This window comes from Achromobacter sp. EG18 (assembly GCF_059759395.1).
This window is the reverse complement of record NZ_CM186213.1, coordinates 6,337,967-6,364,047: the sequence shown is the minus strand read 5'-3', so window position 1 is coordinate 6,364,047 and position 26,081 is coordinate 6,337,967. Positions and strand designations below refer to the sequence as shown.

21 protein-coding genes are annotated in these 26,081 nt (G+C 68.5%); 6 read left to right on the top strand and 15 right to left on the bottom strand.

What is annotated here, in order from left to right:
* Window positions 1–61: 61 nt before the first annotated feature.
* The gene (gene hrpA / locus AC6CR5_RS29330; protein WP_498085135.1) at window positions 62–4,003 is read right to left on the bottom strand and encodes an ATP-dependent RNA helicase HrpA; all 3,942 of its coding nucleotides are present in this window, start codon (window positions 4,001–4,003) and stop codon (window positions 62–64) included.
* Window positions 4,004–4,139: 136 nt separating this feature from the next.
* On the opposite strand from hrpA, the gene argA reads away from it, so the two are divergent.
* From argA to AC6CR5_RS29315, 3 genes are all read left to right on the top strand, one after another.
* Entirely contained in the window at window positions 4,140–5,498 is a 1,359-nt protein-coding gene (gene argA / locus AC6CR5_RS29325) for an amino-acid N-acetyltransferase (protein WP_060720998.1), read from the top strand.
* Between the two features lie 119 nt (window positions 5,499–5,617).
* Entirely contained in the window at window positions 5,618–5,890 is a 273-nt protein-coding gene (locus AC6CR5_RS29320) for an oxidative damage protection protein (protein ID WP_006384045.1), read from the top strand.
* A 135-nt stretch (window positions 5,891–6,025) separates the two neighbouring features.
* Window positions 6,026–7,978 carry a phosphocholine-specific phospholipase C gene (locus AC6CR5_RS29315; RefSeq protein WP_060720999.1) on the top strand — a complete coding sequence of 651 codons (1,953 nt, stop codon included), beginning with the start codon at window positions 6,026–6,028 and terminating at the stop codon, window positions 7,976–7,978.
* A gap of 171 nt (window positions 7,979–8,149) precedes the next feature.
* Here the strand turns inward: AC6CR5_RS29315 and phoU are convergent, their stop codons facing one another.
* From phoU to AC6CR5_RS29290, 5 genes are all read right to left on the bottom strand, one after another.
* Window positions 8,150–8,875 carry a phosphate signaling complex protein PhoU gene (gene phoU, locus AC6CR5_RS29310; RefSeq protein WP_006384047.1) on the bottom strand — a complete coding sequence of 242 codons (726 nt, stop codon included), beginning with the start codon at window positions 8,873–8,875 and terminating at the stop codon, window positions 8,150–8,152.
* 151 nt (window positions 8,876–9,026) lie between these two features.
* Window positions 9,027–9,707, bottom strand: a complete 681-nt coding sequence (gene rpiA / locus AC6CR5_RS29305; protein WP_024068305.1) for a ribose-5-phosphate isomerase RpiA — start codon at window positions 9,705–9,707, stop codon at window positions 9,027–9,029.
* A 36-nt stretch (window positions 9,708–9,743) separates the two neighbouring features.
* Window positions 9,744–11,408, bottom strand: coding sequence for an isovaleryl-CoA dehydrogenase (locus tag AC6CR5_RS29300; RefSeq protein ID WP_498085134.1), 1,665 nt, complete (start codon window positions 11,406–11,408; stop codon window positions 9,744–9,746).
* Window positions 11,409–11,462: 54 nt separating this feature from the next.
* The gene (locus AC6CR5_RS29295) at window positions 11,463–12,992 is read right to left on the bottom strand and encodes an amidase (RefSeq protein ID WP_054498490.1); all 1,530 of its coding nucleotides are present in this window, start codon (window positions 12,990–12,992) and stop codon (window positions 11,463–11,465) included.
* Between the two features lie 190 nt (window positions 12,993–13,182).
* The gene (locus AC6CR5_RS29290; RefSeq protein WP_223203341.1) at window positions 13,183–14,496 is read right to left on the bottom strand and encodes a DNA recombination protein RmuC; all 1,314 of its coding nucleotides are present in this window, start codon (window positions 14,494–14,496) and stop codon (window positions 13,183–13,185) included.
* A gap of 231 nt (window positions 14,497–14,727) precedes the next feature.
* Here AC6CR5_RS29290 and AC6CR5_RS29285 point away from each other — a divergent pair, with 231 nt between their 5' ends.
* Entirely contained in the window at window positions 14,728–15,462 is a 735-nt protein-coding gene (locus tag AC6CR5_RS29285; protein ID WP_049058827.1) for a PhoP regulatory network YrbL family protein, read from the top strand.
* 36 nt (window positions 15,463–15,498) lie between these two features.
* Here AC6CR5_RS29285 and AC6CR5_RS29280 read toward each other — a convergent pair whose 3' ends face one another.
* From AC6CR5_RS29280 to AC6CR5_RS29240, 9 genes are all read right to left on the bottom strand, one after another.
* Window positions 15,499–16,179 carry a DNA-3-methyladenine glycosylase gene (locus AC6CR5_RS29280; RefSeq protein ID WP_035181090.1) on the bottom strand — a complete coding sequence of 227 codons (681 nt, stop codon included), beginning with the start codon at window positions 16,177–16,179 and terminating at the stop codon, window positions 15,499–15,501.
* Between the two features lie 49 nt (window positions 16,180–16,228).
* On the bottom strand, window positions 16,229–16,585 hold the full coding sequence (locus AC6CR5_RS29275) for a Spx/MgsR family RNA polymerase-binding regulatory protein (protein ID WP_006384054.1): 357 nt from the start codon (window positions 16,583–16,585) through the stop codon (window positions 16,229–16,231).
* Window positions 16,582–17,391: an ABC transporter permease subunit gene (locus tag AC6CR5_RS29270; RefSeq protein WP_006384055.1), complete on the bottom strand. Its 810-nt coding sequence runs from the start codon at window positions 17,389–17,391 to the stop codon at window positions 16,582–16,584. Before AC6CR5_RS29270 ends, AC6CR5_RS29275 begins: the two co-directional genes overlap by 4 nt.
* Window positions 17,388–18,308, bottom strand: coding sequence for an ABC transporter permease subunit (locus AC6CR5_RS29265; RefSeq protein WP_006384056.1), 921 nt, complete (start codon window positions 18,306–18,308; stop codon window positions 17,388–17,390). Before AC6CR5_RS29265 ends, AC6CR5_RS29270 begins: the two co-directional genes overlap by 4 nt.
* Window positions 18,305–19,432 (bottom strand): ABC transporter ATP-binding protein, encoded by a 1,128-nt coding sequence (locus AC6CR5_RS29260; RefSeq protein ID WP_006384057.1) that lies wholly within the window; start codon window positions 19,430–19,432, stop codon window positions 18,305–18,307. The genes AC6CR5_RS29265 and AC6CR5_RS29260 overlap by 4 nt, the downstream gene beginning before the upstream one ends.
* A gap of 5 nt (window positions 19,433–19,437) precedes the next feature.
* Complete coding sequence (locus AC6CR5_RS29255) at window positions 19,438–20,541, bottom strand: polyamine ABC transporter substrate-binding protein (protein ID WP_006384058.1); 1,104 nt, start codon at window positions 20,539–20,541, stop codon at window positions 19,438–19,440.
* Window positions 20,542–20,692: 151 nt separating this feature from the next.
* Window positions 20,693–21,424 carry a 3-deoxy-D-manno-octulosonic acid kinase gene (locus AC6CR5_RS29250; RefSeq protein WP_038503137.1) on the bottom strand — a complete coding sequence of 244 codons (732 nt, stop codon included), beginning with the start codon at window positions 21,422–21,424 and terminating at the stop codon, window positions 20,693–20,695.
* Window positions 21,414–21,836, bottom strand: coding sequence for a group II truncated hemoglobin (locus AC6CR5_RS29245; protein WP_082392015.1), 423 nt, complete (start codon window positions 21,834–21,836; stop codon window positions 21,414–21,416). The genes AC6CR5_RS29250 and AC6CR5_RS29245 overlap by 11 nt, the downstream gene beginning before the upstream one ends.
* Window positions 21,836–24,367 (bottom strand): ABC transporter permease, encoded by a 2,532-nt coding sequence (locus tag AC6CR5_RS29240; protein ID WP_498085133.1) that lies wholly within the window; start codon window positions 24,365–24,367, stop codon window positions 21,836–21,838. Before AC6CR5_RS29240 ends, AC6CR5_RS29245 begins: the two co-directional genes overlap by 1 nt.
* A 125-nt stretch (window positions 24,368–24,492) precedes the next feature.
* Here AC6CR5_RS29240 and AC6CR5_RS29235 point away from each other — a divergent pair, with 125 nt between their 5' ends.
* The gene (locus AC6CR5_RS29235) at window positions 24,493–25,467 is read left to right on the top strand and encodes a TRAP transporter substrate-binding protein (RefSeq protein ID WP_020924419.1); all 975 of its coding nucleotides are present in this window, start codon (window positions 24,493–24,495) and stop codon (window positions 25,465–25,467) included.
* Between the two features lie 111 nt (window positions 25,468–25,578).
* Window positions 25,579–26,079, top strand: coding sequence for a TRAP transporter small permease (locus AC6CR5_RS29230; RefSeq protein WP_498085132.1), 501 nt, complete (start codon window positions 25,579–25,581; stop codon window positions 26,077–26,079).
* The last annotated feature ends 2 nt before the right edge of the window (window positions 26,080–26,081 follow it).

The following is a 26,081-nucleotide window of genomic DNA, read 5'->3' as shown; positions in this document are numbered from 1 at the left end:
TCGCGCCGCCCCGTATTCCTCGGTTGACGGGGCCGCGCCGGCCTCGCCTGAACCAGCAAGATCAGCGCTGCAGGGATTCCCAGCTTTTCATCAGGCGCTTGACCGACACCGGCATCGGCGTGCGCAATTCCTGCGCGAACAGGGCTACCCGCAGCTCCTCCAGCAACCAGCGGAACTCGTCCAGGCGCGGGTCGGGCGCCCCCTTCAGGGCCGAGCGGGCCCGCTGGTACTGGGTCACGAGCGGGGCCATCTCGGCCACCAGCTTGGCATCGCGGCCCGGATCGGCGCGCAGCTTGTCGATGCGCGCCACCGCCGCCTTCAGGTAGCGCGGGAAATGCGACAGCTGGGGGTAAGGGGTGTCGCGGATGAACCACTTGGGCATCAGCGCCCCCAGCTGCTGCTGCAGGTCGGCATAGGCCGCGGCGTGCGGCTTGGCCTGCGGCAGCTTGCGCTGCAGGGCCGCGTATTCGGTCAGGATCGTGCCCGCCAGGCGCGCCACTTCCTGCGCCAGCAGGCCCAGCCGGCCCTTGCCCTCGGCCCGGCGCGCCTCGAACTGCTGCTCGTTGACCGGCCAGGGCTCGGCCAGGCAGGCCTGGCCCAGGGCGCAGTCGATGATCTGGTCGCGCAGTTCTTCCTGCGTGCCCAGCGTCATGTAGAGCATGCTGATCCTGGTCAGGTCGGCCAGGTTCTTTTCCAGGAACTTGACCTGCTCGCGCAGGCCCAGCCGGAACAGCTTGAGCAGGCCGGCGCGGTGCGCCTTGCGGGCCTCGTCCGGGTCGTCGAACACGTCCAGGTCGCAATGCGCGCCGCGGTCGACCAGCGCCGGGTAACCGATGACCGACTGGCCGCGGCGCTTGATCTCCATGATCTCCGGCAGCGGGCCGAAGGTCCAGGCGGTCAGGTTCTCGTGCGCCAGCGCCTGCGCCACCTGGGTGTCGCTGGCGGCCAACTGCTGGAAGGTGGCCTGGGCCTGCTTGCCGAACTCGGCGCGCAACTGCGCGAGGTTGCGGCCGGCGGCCAGCATGCGGCCGTGCTCGTCGACCACGCGGAAGTTCATGAACAGGTGCGCCGGCAGCGTCTCGAGCTTGAAGTCGGCGGCGGCCGGGCGCACCTGCACCTGGTCCCACATGTCGGCGATCAGGGCGTCCACCAGGCCGGTCTGCGGGTCGCCCAGGCGCTCGAACCAGCGGTCGTAGAAGCCGGCGGCGTAGTCGGGCAGCGGCACACAGTGGCGGCGCAGCTTCTGCGGCAGCGACTTGAGCAGCAGGTGCACCTTCTCCTTGAGCATGCCGGGCACCAGCCATTCGCAGCGCGCCGGATCGATCTGGTTCAGGGCGAACAGCGGCACCGCCAGCGTCACGCCGTCGCGCGGCGAGCCAGGCTCGAAGTGGTAATCGAGCGCCATCGACACGCCCTGCCACTCCACCTTCTTGGGGAAGACGTCGGTGGTGACGCCGGCGGCCTCGTGCCGCATCAGTTCGTCGCGCGTCAGCAGCAGCTTGGCGGCTTCGGCCTTGTCGAGGCCGTTGACCCACTTTTCAAGCGTCGCGGTCTGCGAGATGTCGGCCGGCAGCTGGCGGTCATAGAAGGCGTAGATCAGCTCGTCATCGACCAGGATGTCGGGGCGGCGGGTCTGATGCTCAAGTTTCTCGATGCCGGCGATCAGCTTGCGGTTGTGGGCCACGAAGGCCAGGCGCGTGTCGATCTCGCCCGGCACCAGCGCCTGGCGGATGAACAGTTCGCGCGCCTCGCGCGGATGGACCCGGCCGTACTGGATGCGGCGGCCGCTGTAGATGGTCAGGCCATAGAGCGTGGCGCGTTCGTTGGCCACCACCTGGCCGGCCTTCTTTTCCCAGCGCGGGTCCGACCAGTTCTTGCGGATCAAATGGGCGCCGACCTTTTCCAGCCAGACCGGATCGATGCGCGCCACGCAGCGCGCATACAGGCGGGTGGTCTCGACCAGTTCGGCGGCGACGATCCAGCGGCCGGCCTTCTTCACCAGGCGCGAGCCCGGATGGATGTGGAAGCGGATCTCGCGGGCGCCCTGGTAATGGCCGCCCTCGTCGCTCTTGAAGCCGATGTTGCCCAACAGGCCCGACAGCAGCGCCATGTGCAGCTGTTCGTAGGTGGCCTCGACCTGGTTGACGCGCCAGCCCTGCTCGCCCACCAGGGCGGCCAGCTGGGTGTGGACGTCGTGCCATTCGCGCAGCCGGATGGGCGACAGGAAGTTCTGCCGCAGCAGGCCCACCAGCTTGCGCTGCGAGGCCTTGTGCTGCACCTGCTCGCCGTACCAGCGCCACAGCTTGAGGAAGGAGATGAATTCGGACTTGTCGTCGGCGAACTTGGCGTGCGCGGCTTCGGCCGCCTCGCGTTCCTGCATGGGCCGGTCGCGCGCGTCCTGCACCGACAGCGCCGAAGCGATGATCAGCATTTCCGCCAGGCACTGGTGCTCGCGCGCGGCCAGGATCATGCGGCCGATGCGCGGGTCCACCGGCAGCTTGGCCAGTTCGTGGCCGGTCTGGGTCAGGACGAACGAGGCGCCGGTGCGGCTGGCGTCGTCGCCATCATCGGCGGCCGCCAGTTCGATCGCGCCCAGTTCCTGCAGCAGGTGGTAGCCGTCGGCCACCGCGCGCCCGGGCGGGGCCTCGACGAACGGGAACTGCTCGATGTCGTCCAGCTTGAGCGACTTCATGCGCAGGATCACGGACGCCAGCGAGGAACGCAGCACCTCGGGGTCGGTGAAGGCGGCGCGGGCGTTGAAGTCGACTTCGTCGTAGAGGCGGATGCAGACACCGGGGCCGACCCGGCCGCAACGGCCGGCGCGCTGGTTGGCCGAGGCGCGGCTGACCGGTTCGATGCGCAGCTGCTCGACCTTGTTGCGCCACGAATAGCGCTTGACCCGCGCCAGGCCGCTGTCGACCACGAAGCGGATGCCGGGCACCGTCAGCGAGGTTTCGGCCACGTTGGTGGCCAGCACGATGCGGCGCGCGTTGCCGCGCGGATGGAAGATCTGTTCCTGCTCGGCCTGCGACAGGCGCGCGTACAGCGGCAGTACCTCGGTGCCGGCCGGGTGGCGCTTGCGCAGCGCTTCGGCCGATTCGCGGATCTCGCGCTCGCCCGGCAGGAACACCAGCACGTCGCCGGGGCCGTGGCGGGCGCATTCGTCGACCGCGTCGACGATGGCGTCGATCAGGTCGCGTTCCTCGTCGCCCGACATGCGCTCGCGGTCGCGGCCAGGCCTGGCGGGCGCGGCCTCGTCCTCGGCGGCTTCCTCGCGCACCGGACGGTAGCGCACCTCGACCGGATACAACCGGCCCGAGACCTCGATCACCGGCGCCGGCTTGTCCTCGGACGCAGCGAAATGGCGGGCGAAGCGCTCGGCGTCGATGGTGGCCGAGGTGATGATGACTTTCAGGTCGGGACGGCGCGGCAGCAGCTGCTTGAGATAGCCCAGCAGGAAGTCGATGTTCAGGCTGCGTTCGTGCGCCTCGTCGATGATGATGGTGTCGTAGCGGCGCAGGAGCGGGTCGCGCTGCGACTCGGCCAGCAGGATGCCGTCGGTCATCAGCTTGATCGACGCATTGGGGCCGGTGCGGTCGTTGAAACGCACCTGGTAGCCCACCACCTCGCCCATCGGCGTGTTCAGTTCCTCGGCGATGCGCTTGGCCACCGAGGTGGCGGCCAGCCGCCGCGGCTGGGTGTGGCCGATCATCTTCTGGCGGCCGCGGCCCAGTTCCAGGCAGATCTTGGGCAATTGGGTGGTCTTGCCCGAGCCGGTCTCGCCGCTGACGATGACCACCTGATGGCCGGCGATGGCGCGCGCGATTTCCTGGCGCCGCGCGCTGACGGGCAGGTCTTCGGGGTAGGTCACGGAGGGAATGGGCCGCTCGGGGCGGGGCGCCTGGCGGGCCGCCGGGGCCGCGGCATCGGCACGCGGCTTGCGGGGGCCCCGGGTCGGCCCGTCGGCCGGCACGGGCGGCCGCGGGCGGGAAGATTCTGGCATGTACGATTTGTCCGGTTAGCTGCCTATTATATAAACGGCCGCCGGTCATATAATTTCGCCACGCCGTCCCATGACGGCGCGTTGACGCGGCCCCTGGGCCGCGTTGTTGCCACTCTCAGGAATCGCCCCACCCATCATGCCCGACCTGGAACCAGACACCGTCTCCGCCCTTGAAGCCCCCGAATTCGCCCCTGCCCAGTTCGTCCGATGGTTCCGAGACGTCGCGCCCTACGTGCATGCGTTCCGAGGCAAGACCTTCGTGGTGGCGTTTGGCGGTGAATTGGTGCAGGCCGGGGCGCTGAACGCGCTGGTGCAGGACCTGTCGCTGCTGTCGTCGCTGGGCATCCGCCTGGTGCTGGTGCATGGCTCGCGCCCCCAGGTCAACGAACAACTGCGCCTGAAGGGCTTCACCCAACAGTTCGACCGCGGCCTGGCGCCCACCGACGCGGCCGCGCTGGAATGCGCCAAGGAAGCCGCCGGCGAGATCCGCCTGGACATCGAGGCCGCCTTCAGCCAGGGCCTGCCCAACACGCCGATGTCGCACGCGCACATCCGCGTCATTTCGGGCAACTTCGTCACCGCCCGCCCCACCGGCGTGCTGGACGGCGTGGACTACAAGCACACCGGCCAGGTGCGCAAGATCGACGTCGACGCGCTCAAGTTCGCCATCGAAAAGGGTTCGTCGGTAGTGCTGCTGTCGCCGCTGGGCTTCTCGCCCACCGGCGACGCCTTCAACCTGGCCATGGAAGACCTGGCCACCAGCGTGGCCGTGGCGCTGCGCGCTGAAAAGCTGATCTTCCTGTCCAGCGGCCAGGGCGTGCTCAATGACGACGGCTCGGTCGACACCGAACTGGCCCGGATCGACGCCGACGCGCTGCTGGCGGGCGGCTCGCTGGACGAGGAAACCGGCGCCTACCTGCAATACGCGTCGCTGGCGGTCAAGCGCGGCGTGGCCCGCGCCCACCTGGTGCCGTTCGCGCTGGACGGCAGCGTGCTGCTGGAGATCTTCACTCACGATGGCGTCGGCACCATGGTGGTAGAGGACACGCTGGACGACCTGCGCCCGGCCACGCTCGATGACGTTGGCGCCATCCTCAGCCTGATCGAGCCGCTGGAAGCCGACGGCACGCTGGTGCCGCGCCCGCGCAGCGTGATCGAGCGCGACGTCGAGAACTTCACCGTGCTCGAGCACGACGGCGTGATCTACGGCTGCGCCACGCTGCACAACTTCCCCGAGGATCACATGGCCGAGATGGCCTGCCTGATCGTGCACCCCGAATGGCAGGGGTCCGGCGAGGGCGAGATCCTGCTGCGCCACATGGAATCGCGCGCCCGCGCCAGCGGCGCCAAGCGGCTGTTCGTGCTGACCACGCGCACCTCGCACTGGTTCATGAAGCGCGGCTTCGTGCAGGGCGGCATCGCCGACCTGCCGCGCGAAAAGCAGAACAACTACAACCGCTCGCGCAACAGCCTGGTGTTCATCAAGAAGCTGTGACGCGGCCCCGCCCCGGGCTGGCCCCCGAGGCCTAACCGCAGTGTCCGCAGGGGCTTGGCGGCCTTCCGGCGCCAAGCCCGCTAAAATGGCGCATTACCCATTCTTTCCGGCAGCGAACCATGGCCCGTACCGTCAACTGTGTGAAATTGAAGCGTGAAGCCGAAGGGCTGGATTTTCCGCCCTACCCCGGCGAACTCGGCACCCGCATCTGGCAAAGCATTTCCAAGGAAGCTTGGGAAGAGTGGAAGCAGGTGCAGACCCGCCTGGTCAATGAAAACCGCCTGAACCTGGCCGACGCCCGCGCCCGCAAGTACCTGCAGCAGCAGATGGAACGCTTCCTGTTCGAGGACGGCAGCGTCGAAGCCCAGGGCTACGTTCCGCCCTCGGCCTGATCGCGCCACGCCGCGCGCGCGACCCCTCCTGCGAAGCCCCTCGTCCGCGAGGGGCTTCGTGCTTCTGGCCGGTCGATCCGGCCATGCCCGTGGCTGGCTTAAGATTCCATTATTGCTGGCCGTATTAACGCTGTCATGAAAGAAGATCCGAGTTCCGCCTCTTCCTCCGACCTGCCCCCGGCCATCCGGCGTGCGCTGGCGGTGGCCCCCGACCGCAAGCACGGCACGCTCCACGACGTGCGGCACGTCGTCATCCTGATGCAGGAAAACCGGTCCTTCGACCACTATTTCGGCAGCCTGCCCGGCGTGCGCGGCTTTGCCGATCCGCATCCGGTGCCCACCCCGGCCGGCGATGTCCTGACACAAGCCGACGGCGCCGAGCGAGTCCGCCCCTATGCGCTGCAAGGTGAGTACGCCAGCGACACGCCCGTGGGCTACATCACTCCGCATACCTGGGACGACGCCCAGCGCGCCTGGAACGACGGCCGCATGGACCAATGGCTGGCCGCCAAGCGCCGCCTGGGCATGGGTGCCTACCGCCCCGCCGAAGTGCCGTTCCAGACGGCGTTGGCCAATGCCTTCACACTGTGCGATGCCTACCACTGCTCGGTCCAGGCCGGCACCAATCCGAACCGCCTGTTCCTGTGGACCGGCACCAATGACCCGCTGGGACGCGCTGGCGGACCGGCGTTGGTCAACACCTTCGACCGGCTCGGCCCGGCCGACCAGGGCTACGGGTGGACCACCTATCCTGAACGCCTGCAGGCCGCCGGCATCGACTGGCGCATCTACCAGGACATGGCGGACAACTTCCACGACAACCCGCTCGCCGGCTTCCGCCAGTACCGGCGCCAGCACGAGGCCGGCGGCGCCGACGCGCCGCTACGCGACCGGGGCCTGTCCACCCACACCCTGGACGACCTGGCGCATGACGTGGAACAGGGCACGCTGCCGCAGGTCTCCTGGATCATCGCTCCCGCCGCCGACTCCGAACATCCCGAGGTCTCGTCGCCGCGCCAGGGCGGCGCCTACACCGAACGCGTGCTCGAGATCCTGACGCGCAACCCCGCCGTCTGGAGCGGCTGTGTACTCCTCGTCACCTACGACGAGAACGATTGCTTTTTCGACCATATGCCACCGCCCGCGCCGCCCGCGCGCGAGACCGACGGCCGCTCGGGCGGCTTGTCGACGGTGGAGCTGGATGGCGAATACCACGACACCCGCCACGGCCCCAGCGCCGCCACCCCGGACGACCCCGCCGCCCTGCATGGCCGCGGCTTCGGCATGGGGCCGCGCGTGCCGATGCTGGTGGTGTCGCCGTGGAGCCGCGGCGGCTGGGTCAATTCGCAAGTGTTCGACCACACCTCTGTGATCCGTTTCCTGGAGGCCCGCTTCGGCGTGGCCGAGCCCAACATCAGCGCCTGGCGCCGCGCCGTGGCCGGCGACCTGACCTCGGCCTTCGATTTCGCCGGCGACCGGGCCACGCTGCACGCCGACAGCGCGCGCCACACCTGCGCCCTGCCCTATGCCCTGGAGGCCGTGGGCCGCATGACCGCCGACGGCGAACACTACCGCCTGACCTTCCGCAACCCGGGCACGGCGGGCGCGGTGCTGCACGTCTACGACCGCCGGGCGCTGGAGCGCGCCCCGCGCCGCTATACCGTCGGTGCCGGCGCGCGGCTGGATGACGGCTGGCGTCTCGACGCCGAAGGCGCCTATGACCTGTGGCTGCTGGGTCCGGACGGCTTCCACCGCAGGTTCCGCGGCGACACCCGGGATGCCGGCCTGTTGGAAACGCAGCTGGTGCCGGTGACCTCCGGCATTCGCCTGCGCCTCATCAACCACGGCGACACCCACCTGCCGGTGCAGATCGAATCACGCATGGGCGACGGTTGGCGCGCCATGGCCCATGTGCAGGCCGGCGGCGCGCTGGAACTGAAATACGCCGGTTGCGAAGGCTGGTACGACCTGGACGTCAGCGCCCAGGGCCTGCCGGCCTTCGGCCGGCGGCTGGCCGGGCGCATCAACGCCGGCAAGTCGGGCGTACCGGACCCGCGCCTGTGCCAGGGCGCCGAGTTGCCGCTGTAGGCAGCCGGACACGTAAAAAAACCCCAGCGCGCCGTGGCGCCTGGGGTTTTTTGCCGCCGGGCCGCCCCAAGGCAAAAACGCCCCCTCGGGGGCAGCGACCCGCGCAGCGGCGGAGCGTGGGGCTTTTTCTGTTGCCTCCCGGCAGGACGGGCGGCGCGGCCGCCGCGGCGATCAGTCGTCCTGCCCGGGGGTATCCTCTTCGCCGCGCGCCAGGCGCTCGGTGTTCTTGACGCCGGTGTGGCGCACATCCGCGCCCTTGACCATGTAGATCACGCGCTCGGACATGTTCTTGGCATGGTCGCCGATGCGTTCGAGGGCGCGGGCGATGAAGATCATGTCGATGGCGCGCGAGATGGTGCGCGGGTCTTCGATCATGTAGGTGATCAGGTGGCGCAACGCGCCCTTCCATTCCTTGTCCACTTCCTTGTCGCTGCGCACCACGGCGGCGGCCAGGATGGGGTCGAGGCGGGCGAAGGCGTCCAGCGCCTGGTGCAGCATGGTGCGCACGTTGGCGGCCATGTGGCGCAGTTCGATCACCGGGATGTGGCGGACTTCGGACTCGTGGATGCGGCGGGCCACGGTGGCCACCTTCTCGGCCTCGTCGCCGGAGCGCTCCATGTCCGTCAGCATCTTGGACACGGCCATCAGCATGCGCAGGTCGATCGCGGTGGGCTGGTGGCGGGCGAGGATGCGGCTGATGCTTTCGTCGATCTCCACTTCGTGGCGATTGACTTCTTTCTCGCGCTCGCGCACTTTCTCAACCAGCGTCAGATCGCCACTGGCCAGCGCATCGATGGCCTCCTGGATCATGGCTTCGACCACGCCGCCCATTTGCAAGAATTGCGAACGGACGCTTTCCAGGTCAGCGTCGAACTGCTTGTTTGTATGCTCCGTCATCCGGGCTCCCTGCGTGGTTGATCTCATTGCATTGCCCCGATAAGAAAGCGTTTCGTGTGTGGGCCTGCACAACCCGCAAGGTTATGACCCAAGTGTGACAGGATTATGAATCGCGGCCGGACCGCCCGCAAGGGCGGCCGGCCATGCCCACTCAGGCGCGGCGGTCCAGGCGGCGGATGCCGTTCTGCGTGGCCAGCAGCGCCACGTCGGCGCCGGCGATCGCGAACAGGCCGCAGGTGACCACGCCGGGCAGATTGTTGACGCGGGCTTCCAGGCCGGGCGCATCGGTGATCGACAGGCCGGCCACGTCCAGGATGATGTTGCCGTTGTCGGTCACGAAGCCCTCGCGCAGGCGCGGCTGGCCGCCCATGGCCGTCATGGCGCGGGCCACCGACTCGCGCGCCATCGGAATGACTTCGATCGGCAGCGGGAACTTGCCCATGACCTCGACCAGCTTGGACTCGTCGACGATGCAGACGAAGCGGTCGGCCACCGAGGCGACGATCTTCTCGCGCGTCTGCGCGCCGCCGCCGCCCTTGATCATGTGCAGGTTGGCGTCGATCTCGTCGGCGCCATCGACGTAGATCGGCATCGACGTGACGTCGTTCAGGTCCAGCACTTTCAGGCCATGGCCGGCCAGCCGCGCGGCGCTGCGCTCGGAGCTGGCGACCGTGCCGCCGATCCGACCCTTGAAACGCGCCAGGCCGTCGATGAAGAGATCGGCCGTGGAGCCGGTGCCGACGCCGATGATGACGTCGGGGCCGGCGACCTGTTCAACGAGTTCCAGGGCGGCGTCGGCGGCTTGCTGCTTGAGTTCTTGCTGGGAGAGCATGGCGATGCGGAATAAAGGTGGTTGAAGCCGGGAAATTTAGCATGCGGCCGCCGCCGGCCAGGCCCGCGCCAGGATCGTCCCGACGTCCAGGCCCCCCGCCAGTTCGCCGAACACTCCGCCCACACCCGCCAGGCGGCTGCCGACGAACCCCTGCGCCACCGGCCCCGGCGCGTGCCGGATCAGCAGCGCCGCCTGCCACAGGCACGCCAGGCCGCAGGCGATGCGCCTGGCCTGGAACTCCGCCTGCGCCGGGTCCGCCAACAGGGCGCGCCACCGCGCCAGCGCGGCATCGAACTCGCGGTACTGGCCAAGGGCCGGGGCGAACTCGCCTTCCAGCGCGGGCAGCGCCTCGGGCTCGCGCTGCAAGGCACGCAGCACATCCAGCGCCATGACATTGCCGGACCCTTCCCAGATGGAATTGACCGGCGTTTCGCGATACAGCCGCGGCATCGGTCCCTCCTCGACGTAACCGTTGCCGCCCCAGGCCTCCATGCATTCGGCCACCGCCGCGATCGCGCGCTTGCAGACCCACAGCTTGGCGGCGGGCGTGCCGACCCGCGCCAACGCGCGCGCGCCGGCGTCGCCACGCTCGTCCACCGCGCGCGCCAGGCGCAGCGCCAGCGCCTGGGCGGCCTCCGACTCCAGCGCGAGGTCGCCCAGCACATTGCGCATCAGCGGCTGCGCCAGCAACGGCTTGCCGAAAGCCTGGCGGTGGCAGGCATGGTGCAGCGACTGCACCAGGGCCTGGCGCAGCAACGCGGCGCTGCCCAGCACGCAATCGAGGCGGGTGGTGGCGGCCATCTCCAGCAGCACCGCCAGGCCGCGCCCGGGTTCGCCGACCATGACGCCCCACGCGTCCTCGAACTCGACCTCGGCGCTGGCATTGCTGTGATTGCCCAGCTTGTCCTTCAGGCGCCGGATGCGGACCGCGTTGCGCGGGCCTTCCGGAATCCAGCGCGGCACCAGAAAGCAGCCAAGGCCCTCGTCGGTCTGCGCCAGCACCAGATGGGCGTCGGCCTGCGGCACCGAGAAGAACCATTTGTGGCCCACCAGCAAATAGGCGCAACCGCGCCCGATCGCGCCCAGCGGCGCGGCGCGCGTCGTGACCGCGCGCAGGTCGGAGCCGCCCTGCTTCTCGGTCAGGCCCATGCCGATCAGCGCGCCGCGCTTGCCGGCCAGCGGCGCGTCGGCGCCGTCGAATTCGCGCGAATAGAGCGCGGGCAGCCAATCGCCGGTGTAGTCGATCACGCCCGCCGGCTCGCGTTGCAGCAGAGGCACGGCGGCAAAGGTCATGGTGGTGGGACACAGCGTGCCGGCCTCGACCTGGCCCTGCATCAGGTAGGCCGCCGCCCGCGCCACCTGCGCCCCCGGCACCGGCTGGGCCCAGGCGCGGCTGTGCAGGCCGCGCGCCACGATGCCGCTCATCAACAATTGCCAGGCGGGATGGAAATCGACATGGTCGATGCGATGGCCGGTCCGGTCATAGGCCTGCAGCCGCGGCGGATAGCGGTTGGCGTCGACGCCGGCGGCCAGGGTCTGGGCGCGGCCGAGCCAGGCCCCATGCGCGCCGAGGTCGCCGAGCCAGGCGCCAGCGCCCTCGCGGACCGTCGCCTCGCGCAACGCCGGGTCGGTCTCGAACAGCGAATAGTCTTCCAGGGGCGGGACCTGGTTGAGTACGGTATGGGTCACGAACGACGGCATGCTGGCTCCTCTTCGTTGATGCGCCGTGCTTGCCGGCGCGCCCCGCCCGGCGGCCTATCTGGCGATGGGCGCCACCCGCTGCCAGGGCCGCAGGGCCTCGACCTGGGCGGCCAGTTCCAGCAGCCAGGCCTCGCTGCCCAGCGGGCCCATGACCTGGATGCCGATCGGCAGGCCGTCGGCCGACAGGCCGAACGGAATGGAAATGGCGGGCATGCCCGTCAGGTTGGCCAACGGCGCGAACGGCGAATAGCCGATCACGCCCTTCTTGCCCAGGCGATAGGCCAGGTAATCGGCGTTGTCCATCGCATAGCGGCCGATGGGCGCCGGCAGTTGCGCCAACACCGGCGACAGGAACAGGTCGTGGCCCTGCGTGCCCTCGCGATGCAGGAAGCGGCCGATGCGGCGCGTGATCTCGTGGCAGGTATCGACGCAAGCCACGTACTGCGCGCCGGAAATCGCGCGGGCGTACTCGCGCGCGCCCAGCGTGGTCGGCTGCAATTCGTCTGCGGCAAGACGACGATTGCGCGCGCCGACGAAGCTGTCGATGGCATTGGCGGCGGCGCTGGCGATCAGCGGCAGCATCGGCGACAGCACTTCCTCGGAACCCACCGGCGGCGCGGCCACCACCAGTTCGTGGCCCAGGCCGGCGAACAGGCGCGCGGCCTCGTCGACCGCCGCCGCGACCTCGGGATGGATCGCTTCGCCTTCGTAGGTGGTGTTGATATAGGCAATGCGGCGGCGCGGCGATGAGCGCGGATCCGCCGACACCCGCGCCACGATGTCGCGATAGGATTCGCCTGGCCTGGCCGGCGCCGCATACGGCGCGCCGACGTCGGCGCCGGCGCTGACATCCAGCGCCGCCGCGCAATCGCGCACCGACAGCGTCATCATGTGTTCTGTCGCCAGGCCGCCCCAGCCCTCGCCCTTGAGCGGCCCCAGCGGCATCATGCCGCGCGACGGCTTCAGGCCCAGCACGCCGCAACATGAGGCCGGAATGCGGATCGAGCCGCCGCCGTCGCTGCCATGGGCGATGCGCACCATGCCGCTGGCCAGCGCCGCCCCTGCCCCGCCACTGGAACCGCCGGCGCTGTGGCCGGCCTTCCAGGGGTTCTGGGTCGGCGCGCCGTAGACCGGCGATTCGCTGGTGGGGCTCAGGCCCAGTTCGGCGCTGGTGCTGCGGCCGAAAGGGATCAGGCCGGCGCGGCGATAGCGCTTGACGATTTCAGCGTCGACATTCCATTCAACCTGGCCATACAGCACCGAGCCCATGGCGCTGGGCAACCCCAGCGCGGCGGTGCCCAGGTCCTTGAGCAAGGTCGGCACGCCCAGGAACGGACGCTCGCGCAGCAGCGCCAGCCGCTGCTCGGCCGTCAGCGTCGCCAGCTCATCGTCCAGCGCGCGGGCCAGGTCCAGGCCCAGCTCGGCCTGCACGCCGCACGCCGCGTTGATCGACGGATTGCGCGCCGCCACCCGTTCCACCGCCTGCTGCATCGCGGCCTGCGCCGTGGTGGCCCCCTGGGCGATCTCGGCGCCCAGCGCCATCGCGTCGAAGGAAGAGGAATCAACTCGGTCAGCCGTGCCCATGCTTACGATGCTCCAGATATCGACGGCGGAATGCCGCAAGTATGAGGATATCGGCAGAGCGCCCGGGTCACAAGCTTGGCCCCGGAGGGCGCCACGCCGGGCCGCGGGGGGGGGAAACGGCTCCCGGGCGATGGCCGCTGATGGCGGCGCGGCGACGCAGGCGCGTAAGGCCGGCAGCCGGGCGCGCCTGTCAGGCGCCGGAAGCGGGCGCCGCGGGCGCGTCGCCCTCGGCCGCGGTCTCGTCGGCGGCGCCTTCGCCGCCCAGCAGGCGCAGCGCCTCGGCTTCGGGCAGCGCTTCGACGCTTTTCAGATTGCGCAGCATGGCGCGCGTGCGCACCTCGGTCTGGCCGATCTTGCTGCTGGCGGTGTCCAGGGTCTTCTTCACGCCGGCCAGCGCGTCACCGAATTTGCCGAATTCGGTCTTGACCGCGCGCAGCACCTGCCAGACCTCGGACGAGCGTTGCTCGATGGCCAGCGTGCGAAAGCCCATCTGCAGGCTGTTGAGCAGCGCCGCCAGGTTGCTGGGCCCGGCCACGTTGATACGCAGGTCGTGCAGTCGATCCAGCAGCCCCGGGCGCCGCAACACTTCGGCATACAGGCTTTCGGTGGGCAGGAACATGATGGCGAAATCCGTGGTGTGCGGCGGCGCCACGTACTTGGTGGCGATCAGGCGCGCCTGCAGTTCGACCGCCTTGGCCAAGGCAGCACCGGCCGCCTTCACGCCCTCGGCGTCGGCCGCCTCCTGCGCATCCATCAGGCGCTCGTACTCTTCCTTGGGAAACTTGGCGTCGATCGGCAGCCAGACGGGCATGCCGCCATCGCCGCGCCCCGGCAGGCGGATAGCGAATTCGACCACCGCGTCGCTGCCCGGCACCGGTTTGATATTGCTGGCGTACTGCTCCGGCGTCATGTTGTCTTCGATCAGGCGCGCCAATTGCACTTCGCCCCAGGTGCCGCGCGACTTGACGTTGGTCAGGACCCGTTTCAGGTCGCCCACGCCCGCGGCCAGCGCCTGCATTTCGCCCAATCCCTTGTGCACCGCTTCAAGGCGGTCGGAAACCTGCTTGAATGATTCCCCCAGGCGCTGCTCCAGGGTGGCGTGGAGCTTCTCGTCGACCGTGCGACGCATATCATCGAGCTTGGCGCTGTTGTCATTCTGCAACGCTTGCAAACGCTGATCGACCGTCTCGCGCACCTCCATCAGCCGCCGCTCGTTGATCTGTATCAGCCCTTGCAACTGCTCGTTGAACCCGGCCGCGAAGCGCGCCAGTGATTCGGCCGATTCCACCCGCGCCGCCTGGGCATCGCGGGTCAGCGCCGCGCGCAGCTCGCCGTGGGATTGCGCCAGTTCCTGCCGCAGGCCGCGGGTCGATTCCGAGAACTCGGCGCGCAGACCGCGCTGGCCCTCGGCGATATCGGCGCGCAGCGCGCGCTCGGTGCGTTCCAGGCCATCCAGCAAGGCGTCCAGGCGATCATCGCGAGCCGGGCGCGACAGCCAGGCCATCAGGGCCGCCAGGCAGGCCAGTACCGCGCCGCCGGCGGCGACCCAGAGCAGAACTTCGTTTGACAAAACGGACCCTCAACGCTGCGCGCCCACGCCGGGCGCGTGAAATTATAGGGCGGCATACCCGGCCCTCTGTAGCTATCCGAAACGACTTTCCCGGCACGCAGAAAAAACCAAAAGCAAACAACAGCATTAAACTGTTAACAACGTATGTATAAACCTTAAAAACAGTTGAATACAGCTGATTTCCCCACGTACTGTCCGCCTCCCGTCGCCTTCGAATCGATTTTCGGTCCATTGAATCTCAATGACGAAACTCCGGTCGCGGTGGGCGGGGACCGTCATATCTTCCAGCATCCCCATGCCCCTTCCCTGTTGGTCAAGGTCATGGACATGCAGGCGCGCGCGATTTACCTCGAAGCCCGGCCGTTCAAGCGCTGGTACAAGCAATACCAGCGCGAAAGCGCCTATCGCGTCTACCTGAACGAAATCACGGAATACGTCACCACGACCACGCGCCCGTCCGGCGTCTGGCAGGTGCCGATGGCGCGCATTCTGGGCGTGGCCCAGACCACACTGGGCCTGGGCCTGCTGGTCGAGAAAATCACCGATGAAGCGGGCAATATCGCCCCCACCCTGGCGGACCTGGCGCCCCAGGGAACAATGGATGCGGCCCTGTCGGCACAACTGGATGAGTTCATCGAGGACCTGGCCGACGCGCACGTGGTGCTGCACGACCTGACCGCCAGCAACATCGCCTGTGGCCAGAACGCGGAAGGCCGGTCGGGGCTGTTCCTGATCGACGGGTTCGGCGTCTTGCCGCTGGTGCCCATCTATGCGTGGAGCAAGCGCATCAACCGCCGGCGCATCCAACGCAAATACGCCGAGATGCGGGCCGGCATGGCCGAGCGCGCCCGCAAGGCGGCGCAACAGGCGGGCACGGGCGGCTCCGGCCCCCAGGGCTGAAGGCCGCGGCCCGGCGGCAAGCGCGCCGCGCCCGCCTCAGGGCGCCTGCTTGAGCGGCGCCCCCTGCCGGTCGACCCAGTGATAGTCCCGTCCGGCCACTTGCCCGCGACGCAAAGGGTTGCGCGTGCACCAGGCCGCATAGGCCGGATCGACGTAGCGGTATTCCAGGTGTTCGTCGCGCCCGGGCGGGATGCCAAGCCGGGCGGTGCTGATCAATGCCTGCGGCGATTCGCCCACGTCTTCGACGTACAGCGCGTCGGGGTCGAAGCGCCGCGCATCCCAGTCCGGCACCTTCAGGCCCAGCGCGCGGCACAGCAGCGTCTGGCCCGCGCACAGGCGCGCCGGCAGGCGCGGACGGCCCTGGGCATCGGGATTCAAGGCCTGCATGCGGGCCAGCGCCTCGGGGCCCGAGAGCGCGTCGACCCAGGGATAGCCGGACTTGATCAGCACCGCGTTGCCCGGCCCGCCCGCGCTGAAATTGAGCGAGTCGCCGCCGCGCGCGTAATACATGTAGACCACGCCGCCGTCCATGAACAGGGCGCGGCGCTTGTGGGTATAGCCGAGCGAAGCATGGCTGCCCTTCTCTTCCAGGTAGTAGGCCTCGGTCTCGATGATGCGCGCCGACAGCCACAGGCCGTCGACCCGGTGGCGCACCACCTTGCCCAGCAGTTCGCGCGCCAGCTGGCGCGCGTCGCGATTGAAAAAGGCATCGGGCAACGCCTTGCCGGCGCCGCGCGATGCCTTGTCGGGCTTGCCCGCCACGGCGTCAGGCGAAGCGTTCGCCGTAGCGCTTTTCGCTGAAGCCGACGCCGACTTCGCCATCCGGCGTGACCGCCACCGGGCGGCGCACCAGTGCCGGGAACTCGGCGATCAGCTTGGTCCACTGCGCGTCGGTGCTGGCCGTCTTGCGATCGTCCGGCAGGTTGCGCCAGGTCATGGAAGCGCGGTTGACGAGTTTTTCCCAGCCGCCGAGCTGGCCGGCCCATTCCTTCAGGGTGGCGGCCGGCACCGGATGGTCGCGGTAGTCGATGAACTGGTGGTCGACGCCGTGCGCGGTCAGCCACTCGCGCGCCTTGACGCAGGTGCTGCACTTGGTCAGGCCATACAGGGTGGTTTGCTTCATTTGGGTTCGGACTCCTTGCGCCATTGCATGCGGTTGGCCAGGATGACGCAGGTGCCCACCGCCAGGATGAACAGCGTCGCCAACGCATTGATCTCGGGTTTCAGGCCCAGCCGCACGCGCGAGAAGACTTCCATCGGCAGCGTGCTGGAACTGGGACCGGACAGGAACGACGCCAGCACCACGTCGTCCAGCGACAATGTGAAGGATAGCAGCCAGGCCGAGGCCAGCGCCGGCGCGATCAGCGGCAGCGTGATCTTGAAGAACACCGTGATGGGCGTGGCGCCCAGGTCCAGCGCGGCTTCTTCCAGCGAACGGTCGAGGTCGCGGATGCGGGTCTGGATCACCACCGCCACGAAGGCCATGCACAGCGTCACGTGGCCCACCCAGATGGTGAAGATGCCATTCTCGGCCGGCCAGCCCAGATGGCCGCGCAACTCCACGAACATCAGCAGCAGCGAGATGCCCAGCACCACTTCGGGGATCACCAGCGGCGCGCTCAGCATGCCCACGTACAGCGCGAAACCGCGGAAGCGCCCCATGCGGCCCAGCACGTAGCCGGCCCAGGTGCCGATGATGACGGCCGCGGTGGCGGTCATGGCGGCGATGCGGAACGACAGCCAGGCCGCGCGCAGCAACGCGTCGTCGTTGAACAGCGAGTGATACCAGCGGAACGAGAAACCGGTCCAGGAGGTCACGGCGGGCGATTCGTTGAACGAGAACACCATCAGGCTGATGATGGGCACGTACAGGAAGAAGTAGCCCAGCCCCAGCACCACGGCGCGCAAGGTCTTGTTGGGACCGTTCATTTGCGCCCCCCGTTGGCCAGTTCCTGCTGCTTGACCTGGTTGTACTGGAACAGCGCCAGCGGCACCAGCAACAGCAGCACCATCACGCAGGTCACCGCCGAGGCCATCGGCCAGTCGGTGTTGTTGAAGAACTCGTTCCACATGACGCGGCCCATCATCAGCGTGTTGGCGCCGCCCAGCATTTCGGGAATGACGTATTCGCCGACCGCCGGGATGAACACCAGCATGGCGCCGGCGATGACGCCCTGCCGTGACAGCGGCACGGTGATCTGCCAGAACGCCTGCCAGGGCCTGGCGCCCAGGTCGTAGGCGGCTTCCAGCAGGCGCAGGTCCATCTTCACCAGCGTGGCATACAGCGGCAGGATGAAGAACGGCAGGTAGGCATAGACCATGCCGATATACACGGCCAGGTCGGTGCGGTAGATCTCCAATGGGCTGGAGATGATGCCGAGCCATTGCAGGAAGTTGTTCAAGAGACCGTCGTTGCGCAGGATGCCGACCCAGGCGTACACGCGCAGCAGCAGCGAGGTCCAGAACGGCAGGATCACGCCCAGCAGCAGCAGGTTGCGCACCCGCGGCGACGATCGCGCGATGTAGTAGGCGATGGGATAGCCGATCAGCACACAGGCCAGCGTGGTGATGGCCGCGATCTTTACCGAACTGAGGTAGGTGGCGAAATACAGGCTGTCGGTGAACAGCAGGATGTAGCCGCGCAGGTGCAGGCTGAACTGCACCGCCTCGTCCTTGAATTCGGCCAGCGAGGTGTACGGCGGAATGCCGAACTTGAGCTCGGCGAAGCTGATCTTGAACACCAGCAGGAACGGCACCAGCAGGAACAGCACCAGCCAGGCGAACGGCGGCACCACCGCCAGCGTCCGGCCCGAGGGCAGCCAGTCGCGGGGCGAGAAGCGGCTCATGACGCCAGCACCGTCGCGCTGTCGGCGTCCCAGCTGACGAAGATCTCTTCGTCGATGCCCGGGGCGTCCAGTTGGGCCAGTTGCAGGCTGGGCACGCTGGCCTCGACCATGGCGCCGGAATCCAGGCGGATCTGGTAGAGCGCGTAGCTGCCCATCCATGCCATGTGGCTGACCATGCCGTGGGCCCAGTTGTATTCGCCCGCCGGCTGTTCGCGCGACACCACCATGCGCTCGGGGCGGATGGAGACGTGCACGTCCATGCCCAGCGGCTCGCTGACGCCGTGGCTGACGTACAGCGGGCGGCTCAGTTCGGGGCTTTCGATGGCGACGTGGTCGGGTTCATCGACCACGATGGTGCCGGTGAACATGTTGGTCGAGCCGATGAAACTGGCGACGAAGCGTGAGTTCGGGAAGGCATAGACGTCCTGCGGCGTGCCGCACTGCACGATCTGGCCCTCGGTCATGACCGCCAGGCGGTGCGCCATGGTCATGGCCTCTTCCTGGTCGTGGGTGACCATGATGCAGGTCACGCCGACCTGCTCCAGGATCTTGACCAGCTCGATCTGGGTCTTCTGGCGGATCTGCTTGTCCAGCGCCGACATCGGCTCGTCCAGCAGCAGCAGCTTGGGCCGCTTGACCAGGCTGCGCGCCAGCGCCACGCGCTGCTGCTGGCCGCCGGACAGCTGGTTGGGCTTGCGGCGCGAATAGCCGGCCATCTGCACCAGGTCGAGCGCCTCGAACACGCGGTCGTGGATTTCGGCGCGGTCCACGCCTTCCTGCTTCAGGCCGAAGGCCACGTTGGCCTCGACCGTCATGTGCGGGAACAGCGCGTACGACTGGAACATCATGTTCACCGGCCGCCGGTACGGCGGCACGTTGGTGATGTCCTCGCCATCGAGCAGGATCTGGCCCGAGGTGGCTTCCTCGAAGCCGGCCAGCATGCGCAGCAAGGTCGACTTGCCGCTGCCGGAGCTGCCCAGCAACGCGAAGATCTCGTTGCGCTTGACCGAGAGGTTGACGGAACGGACGGCGACCACGTCGCCGAAGATCTTGACCACATCGGCGACCCGGACGAACTCGTCCGGGTCGGCCGCATGCTGCGCCGAGTAACGGCTATCGCTCATGATGCTCAGCGTCCCGATTTCAGCTCGGCCCACATGCGCGTCTGCAGGCGCTGGATGTTCAAGGGCTGGGCCTTGATGACATACAGCGACTTGGAGACCTCGGGCGACGGGTAGATCATCGGGTTGTCGGCCACGTCCTTGACCACGTACTTGCGCGCCTCTTTGTTGGCGTTGGGGTAGAACATGGTGTTGGTGATGGCGGCGTGCACCTGCGGCGTCTCGATGTAGTTGATGAACGCCAGGGCCTCTTCCGGATGCGGCGCGTCCTTCGGGATGACCATCAGGTCGAACCAGGCCGGGGCGCCGCCCTTGGGAATGAAGTAGTTCACTTCATAAGGCTTTTTGGCCTCCTGGGCGCGCTTGCGGGCGATCATGACGTCGCCCGAGAAACCGTAGACCATGCACAAGTCGCCCACGGCCAGTTCGTCGATGTAGCCCGACGAGCTGAATTGGCGGATGTACGGACGGATCTGCTTGAGCACGTCCAGCGCGGCCTTGTAGTCGTCCGGGTTGGCGCTGTTGGGGTCCTTGCCCAGGTACTTGAGCACGGCCGGGAACACCTGCGCGGCCTCGTCCAGCATCGAGATGCCGCACTCCTTGAGCTTGGCGGCGTTCTCGGGCTTGAAGATCATGTCCCAGTTGGCCAGGTCGGCGTTCTCGCCCATGATCTGCTTGACCTTGGTGACGTTGTAGCCCAGGCCATTGGTGCCGTAGCCCCACGGAATGGCGTATTCGTTGCCGGGATCGACCGAGGCGACCAGCGCCATGACGTCGGGATCCAGGTACTTCCAGTTGGGGATCTTGGACTTGTCCAGCTTCTGGAACAGGCCGGCCTCGATCTGGCGCGAGGCGTAATGCGTGGACGGGACAACGACGTCGTAACCCGATTTGCCGGCCAGCAGCTTGGCCTGCAGCGTGTCGTTGCTGTCGTAGACGTCATAACGGACCTTGATGCCGGTTTCCTTCTCGAAACCGGGGATCGTGTCCGGGGCCGTGTATTCGGCCCAGTTGTAGACGTTGACGACCTTGTTCTGCGCCACCGCCGCCGACGTGGCTGCCGCGACCAGCATCGTCCCCAGCGCCCAGCGCATTCCCGCCCGTAGTTTCATTACCAGCCCCCCAAGCTATATGCCGTAAGTTACAGGAGTACCAAAAGGCGGAATCATAAAGCCTTTTAGCGATGGCCTGCCCAACTTTACCGGCGGATTTAGCGCAATTTGCCGCAATTGGGCCCGGATCGGGCCGCGGGCGCCGCCCGTCTCAGGGCTGTACGCCGATCCCCCAGGCGGTCCAGTAGCTGTCGCGCAATTTGAGCCAGAAACGCTCGCCCTCGTCCCCCGCCACCTTGACCAGCGACCGGCGCAGGCGTTCCAGGTTGCCCTGGCGCTGGCGGTCGGAAAGGCCGCCGTCGGTGCCGCGGTCGAAATCGATCAACCAGACCCGGCCGTCGGACCCGATCAGGATGTTGAAGGCGTTCAGGTCGGCGTGCCAGACGCCGGCCCGGTGCATGCGCACGATGGCCTCGGCCACCGGCTGCCACAACGGCTCGGCCAGCGCCTGGGCCAGCGGCCGCACGCCCGGGATGCGCTCGACCACGATGGCGGCGCGGTAGGTCGGCCCCTGGCGCCAGTAAGCGGCGGCCAGCGGCGCCGGCACCGGCAGGCCCTGGGCGCGCATGGCGGCGAGCAGGCGGAATTCGCGGAAGCTGCGGGTACGCGCCTGGCCCGCCCACAGGTAGGTGTCGCGGCTGAGCTTGGCGATCAGGCCGCCGCGCCGATAACGTCGCAGCACGCCCTGCCAGCCCTGGCCCTGCACGAACCAGGCCGCCTGGCGGCCGCCAGCATCCACCGGCCGGGCCCGGTCGCCATAGTGCGCCGGGTTGAACAGCTCGGGACCGGCATCGCCCAGACGCGGGTCGGCCAGCATGGCGCCGGCCAGCGGCGCCGGCCAGGCATGGCGCCGGGCGCCGCAAGGGTCCCGATCAGCCTTCACGGTTGCGCATCCAGTCGGCCACGCCGAAGAACGATTGCAGCAGGCGCTCGACCAGGGCGGGTTCGACGCCCTCGTCTTCCATGGCGCGGCCCATGCAGGCCACCCATTGGTCGCGCTCGACCTGGCCGATCGAGAACGGCAGGTGCCGCGCCCGCAGGCGCGGATGGCCGAAGCGCTCTATATAGTGATTGGGGCCGCCGAAGTAGCCGCACAGGAACCAGAACAGCTTGTCGCGAGCCTGGTCCAGGCTGGGGCCGTGCGCGGCGCGCAGTTCCTTCAGGTCGGACTCCATGTCCATCAGGTCGTAGAAGCGGTCGACCAGGGCGCGCACGCCGCGTTCGCCGCCCAGGAGATCGAAAATGCTGGAGGAAGTTTCCACGGGTTCGGTAGGGGTTTGGACGGAGGACGTCATCAGGTTTCTCTCAGGGTGACCAGCGGCGGGGTGCGCAGCACGCCGCGCAACGCCAGCGCGCCACCGGCCCAGGCGCCGAGCATACCCGCGCAGACCCCCACCAGCCAGGGCCAGAGGCTGAGGGTAATCGTGAAATCGAACACCTGGGTTGATAAAGCCCAAGCGATCGCGCTGGCGCCGGCCGCGGCCAGCAGGCCGGCCAGGCCGCCCACCGCCCACAGCTCGATGCGCTGCGAGCGCGCCAGCTGGCGCCGGGTGGCGCCCAGCGCGCGCAGCACCGCGGCTTCGCGCATGCGCTCGTCGCGGGTGGCGGTCAGGGCGGCCGACAGCACCAGCACGCCGGCCGCCAGGGTGAACAGGAACAGCAGCTGCACCGCGCGGCCGACCTCGTTGAGCACCGACTGCAACTGTTGCAGGATGGCGCCCACGTCGAACACCGTCAGGTTCGGGAACTGCCGCACCAGCGCGGGCAGCACCTGGGCCTTTTCCGGCGGCAGGTAGAAGGACGTGATCCAGCTTTGCGGCATGTCGGCCAGGGTTTCGGGCGTCAGGATGGCGAAAAAATTGACGCGCATCGTATCCCAATCCACCCGCCGGGTGCTGGAGACAGCCACCGCGAACTGCTGGCCGGCCACGTCGAAGGTCATCCTGTCGCCCAGCTTGATGCCCAGCGTCTTGGCCAGGCCCGACTCCAGCGACACCTCGGCCGAGCCCGGCTTGAGCCAGCGGCCCTGCTCGATGCGGTTGGACGACGGCATCTGCTCGCCATAGGACAGGTTGAACTCGCGGTCCACCAGGCGCTTGGCGCGCGGCTCCTCGTAGTCGTCCGGCCCCACCGGCTTGCCGTTGACGGCGATCAGGCGGCCGCGCACCATCGGCGACAGCACGATCCGGCCCAGCCCCTCGCGGGTCAGCGCGTCGGTCACGGCCTGGCGCTGGTCGGGCTGCACATTGATGAGGAAACGGTTGGGCGCGTCCGGCGGCAGCGTGCGCTGCCAGCCCTGGATCAGGTCGGTGCGGGTCATGGCCAGCAGCAGCAGGGCCATCAGGCCCACCGCCAGCGCGCACACCTGGGTGATGGTGGCGGCGCGCCGGCGCACCACCCCGGCCAGCGCGAAACGCAGCGCCGGCAGGCCTGCGGCCAGGCCGCGCAGGCGCGCCAGGCCCAGGATGCAGAGCCAGGCCACCAGCGCGAACAGCGCAAAGGCCCCCAGGAACCCGCCCGCCACCACGCCGCCCAGCTTCGCGTCGCCGGCGAACCACCAGATCAGCAGGGCGAATCCGACGGCGCCGACGCCGTAGCCGAGCGCGCCGCGGGCGCTGATGACGTCGGCGTCGCGCCGCAGCACCCGCGCCGGCGGCACGTGGCGCAACTGCGCCAGGGCCGGCAGGGCGAAACCCAGCAACAGCAAAAGGCCGGTCAGCAGCCCCTGCAGGGCCGGAATGGCCGAGGGCGCCGGCAAGGCCGTGTCGATCAGCGAACCCAGCACCATCACCAGCACCTGGTGCACCGCGTAGCCCAGCAGGCAGCCGGCGGCCGAGGCGAACAGGCCGACCAGCGCGAATTCCAGGGTCAGCATGCGGGCGATCTGCGACTGCACCGCCCCCAGGCAACGCATCACGGCAATGCCGTCGCGGTGCCGGGTCATGTAACGGCCGGCCGCCAGCGCCACTGCCACGGCGGAAATCAGCACCGCCAGCAGCGCCACCAGCGACAGGAAGCGCTGCGCCCGGTCGAGGGTGCGGCGCACCTCCGGCCGGCCCGATTCCAGCGTGGCGACCTTCTGGCCGCGCTTGAGGTTCTGGCCCAGCCAGGCGGAGTAATTCGCCACCGCATCCGGTTCGCCGGCCACCAGCAGGGCATAGCCGATGCGGCTGCCGGGCGCGATCAGCCCGGTGGCCGGCAGATCGCTGGCGCGCAGCATCACCCGCGGCGCGACGTTGACGAACTGCATGCCGCGGTCCGGTTCGTAGGTGATGACCCGGTCGATGCGCAGGTGGGCGTCGCCCACGTTCAGGGTGTCGCCGACCTTCAGGCCCAGCAGCGACAGCAGTTGGCCGTCCACCCAGACCGCGCCCTCGGGCGGGATGTCGCGGGTGGGGCCGTCGGGGTTGAACGGCGCGTCCGTCACCCGCAGGGCGCCGCGCAGCGGGTAGCCGGGCTCGACCGCCTTCAGGGCCGCCAATTGGGCGCCGTCGCCGGCGCTGACCATGGACGGGAACTGCCAGGTGTTGGAGACGGACAGGCCGCGCTCGCGGGCCTGATCGAGGAAGGCCGCCGGCACCGGTTCGTCCGCGTCCAGCACCAGGTCGGCGCCCAGCATCTGGCCGGCGTCGCGTTCCAGCGCCCGGCCGACCCGGTCGGCCAGGAAGCCGACGCTGGTGACGGCAGCCACCGCCACCACCAGGGCCAGCACCAGCAGGCGCAGCTCGCCGGCGCGGGCGTCGCGCATCATCATGCGGGCGCCCAGCGCCAGGGTGGTCCAAAAGCCGGGGCGCCTGGCCCGTGAGACATCAGGGAAATCCATCATCTGCCAATGTTAACCAACGGCCGGAATGGGGGCCGAATCCCGCTATCATGCGCGAAGCGCCTTGCGGCGCCGCATACCGACTGCAAAACACACTGCAAAAAATACTGATATCCCTGGAGAAGACAATGCGTAAATCCTGGCTCGCGGCCACGATCCTTGCCGCCTGCGCGGTCGCCGCGCCCCTGGCCGCCTCGGCCCAGGCTCCCCTGAAGATGGCCTATGCCCTGTCGACGTCGTCGCACTACGGCGCCGGCGCCGACGCCCTGGCCAAGTCGATCGAGGCGTCCAGCAACGGCAAGTACAAGGTACAGCAATTCGCCAACAGCGCGCTGGGCGGCGAACGCGAAGTGATCGAAGGCCTGCAGATCGGCACCATCGACCTGGCCATCGTCTCGACCGGCGCCACCCTGAACTTCGTGCCCGAGACCGGCGTCTTCGACATCCCCTTCCTGCTGCGCGACCTGCAACACGCGCGCAACGTGCTCGACAGCAAGATCGGACAGGATATGCTGGCAAAGTTCCCCAGCCGCGGCATCATCGCGCTGGCCTGGGGCGAGCAGGGCTTTCGCCACCTGACCAACAACGTGCGCCCGGTCAAGACGCCGGCCGACGCCAAAGGCCTGAAGATCCGCACCACGGAAAACCCGATCCACATCACCGCCTTCCGCCAGATCGGCATCCTGCCGACGCCGATGGCCTGGCCGGAAGTGGCCACCGCCCTGCAGCAGGGCACCATCGACGGCCAGGAAAACCCGCTGTCGGTGATCACCTCGGCCAAGCTGTCGCAGATGCAGAAATACCTGTCGCTGACCGGCCACGTCTACGGCCCGGCGCTGGTGCTGATGTCGGCCAACGTCTATGACGGCCTGTCGGCCGACGACAAGGCCAAGTTCGACAAGGCCGGCAAGGAATCGGCCCAGGCCATGCGCGCCTATGTCGACAACATTGAGAAGACCGGCGTCGAGCAGCTCAAGAAGGAAGGCATGCAGGTGTCCGAAGTCGACCGCGCCGCCTTCGCCGCCGCCGTCGAGCCGGCCTATCCCGAGTACTACAAGAAGTTCGACAAGAAGCTGATCGAGTCGATCCGCGACACCAAGTAAGCGCAAGGCCGGCGCGGCGCGAGGCGCCGGGATGACGGAAGCGAATTTCGTCCCCGGCGGCGCCTGCCGCTCCGCCCTCCGCGCGCTCCGCCATCCGTCCTGGAAACCCCCATGCGTCTGCTCTGCGCCTTCGACCGCATCCTGTTCAAGCTGGTGTCGGTCATCGCCCAACTCCTGCTGGTGGCCGCCGCGGCCGCCGCTTTCTACCAGGTCATCGCCCGCTTCGTGCTGCATTCGCCCGCCGACTGGAGCGAGGTGCTGACCCGCGCCCTGCTGATCTGGACCGTGCTGCTGGGCGTGGCCCTGGCCTTTCGCCACGGTGCCATGATCAGCGTCGAACTGCTGCGCAACCTGCTGGGCGGCATGCGCCGCCGCGTGCTGGAAGCCGTCATCGGCCTGATCTGCGCCGGTTTTCTCGGCTTCATCGCCTGGATCGGCGGCCAGATGACCTACCGCGTGCGTTTCCAGAACGTGCCCAGCCTGGACATCTCGATCTCCTGGATCTACCTGGCGATCCCGGTGGGCGCGACGCTCGCCGCCATCGCCGTGCTGGCGCGCTGGTGCGCCGGCGCGGAAGACAACACGCCCGTGCGCAACGACGCGCAGGGTTGAGC

Bases quoted from the DNA above. Each gene is read 5' to 3' on its own strand.
- AC6CR5_RS29260 (WP_006384057.1), bottom strand. From the start codon at position 19,432: ATGAGCGATAGCCGTTACTCGGCGCAGCATGCGGCCGACCCGGACGAG.
- AC6CR5_RS29265 (WP_006384056.1), bottom strand. From the start codon at position 18,308: ATGAGCCGCTTCTCGCCCCGCGACTGGCTGCCCTCGGGCCGGACGCTG.
- phoU (WP_006384047.1), bottom strand. From the start codon at position 8,875: ATGACGGAGCATACAAACAAGCAGTTCGACGCTGACCTGGAAAGCGTC.
- AC6CR5_RS29300 (WP_498085134.1), bottom strand. From the start codon at position 11,408: ATGCCGTCGTTCGTGACCCATACCGTACTCAACCAGGTCCCGCCCCTG.
- AC6CR5_RS29320 (WP_006384045.1), top strand. From the start codon at position 5,618: ATGGCCCGTACCGTCAACTGTGTGAAATTGAAGCGTGAAGCCGAAGGG.
- AC6CR5_RS29295 (WP_054498490.1), bottom strand. From the start codon at position 12,992: ATGGGCACGGCTGACCGAGTTGATTCCTCTTCCTTCGACGCGATGGCG.
- AC6CR5_RS29240 (WP_498085133.1), bottom strand. From the start codon at position 24,367: ATGATGGATTTCCCTGATGTCTCACGGGCCAGGCGCCCCGGCTTTTGG.
- AC6CR5_RS29245 (WP_082392015.1), bottom strand. From the start codon at position 21,836: ATGACGTCCTCCGTCCAAACCCCTACCGAACCCGTGGAAACTTCCTCC.
- AC6CR5_RS29270 (WP_006384055.1), bottom strand. From the start codon at position 17,391: ATGAACGGTCCCAACAAGACCTTGCGCGCCGTGGTGCTGGGGCTGGGC.
- rpiA (WP_024068305.1), bottom strand. From the start codon at position 9,707: ATGCTCTCCCAGCAAGAACTCAAGCAGCAAGCCGCCGACGCCGCCCTG.
- argA (WP_060720998.1), top strand. From the start codon at position 4,140: ATGCCCGACCTGGAACCAGACACCGTCTCCGCCCTTGAAGCCCCCGAA.
- AC6CR5_RS29290 (WP_223203341.1), bottom strand. From the start codon at position 14,496: ATGGCCTGGCTGTCGCGCCCGGCTCGCGATGATCGCCTGGACGCCTTG.
- AC6CR5_RS29230 (WP_498085132.1), top strand. From the start codon at position 25,579: ATGCGTCTGCTCTGCGCCTTCGACCGCATCCTGTTCAAGCTGGTGTCG.
- AC6CR5_RS29275 (WP_006384054.1), bottom strand. From the start codon at position 16,585: ATGAAGCAAACCACCCTGTATGGCCTGACCAAGTGCAGCACCTGCGTC.
- AC6CR5_RS29255 (WP_006384058.1), bottom strand. From the start codon at position 20,541: ATGAAACTACGGGCGGGAATGCGCTGGGCGCTGGGGACGATGCTGGTC.
- AC6CR5_RS29235 (WP_020924419.1), top strand. From the start codon at position 24,493: ATGCGTAAATCCTGGCTCGCGGCCACGATCCTTGCCGCCTGCGCGGTC.
- hrpA (WP_498085135.1), bottom strand. From the start codon at position 4,003: ATGCCAGAATCTTCCCGCCCGCGGCCGCCCGTGCCGGCCGACGGGCCG.
- AC6CR5_RS29315 (WP_060720999.1), top strand. From the start codon at position 6,026: ATGAAAGAAGATCCGAGTTCCGCCTCTTCCTCCGACCTGCCCCCGGCC.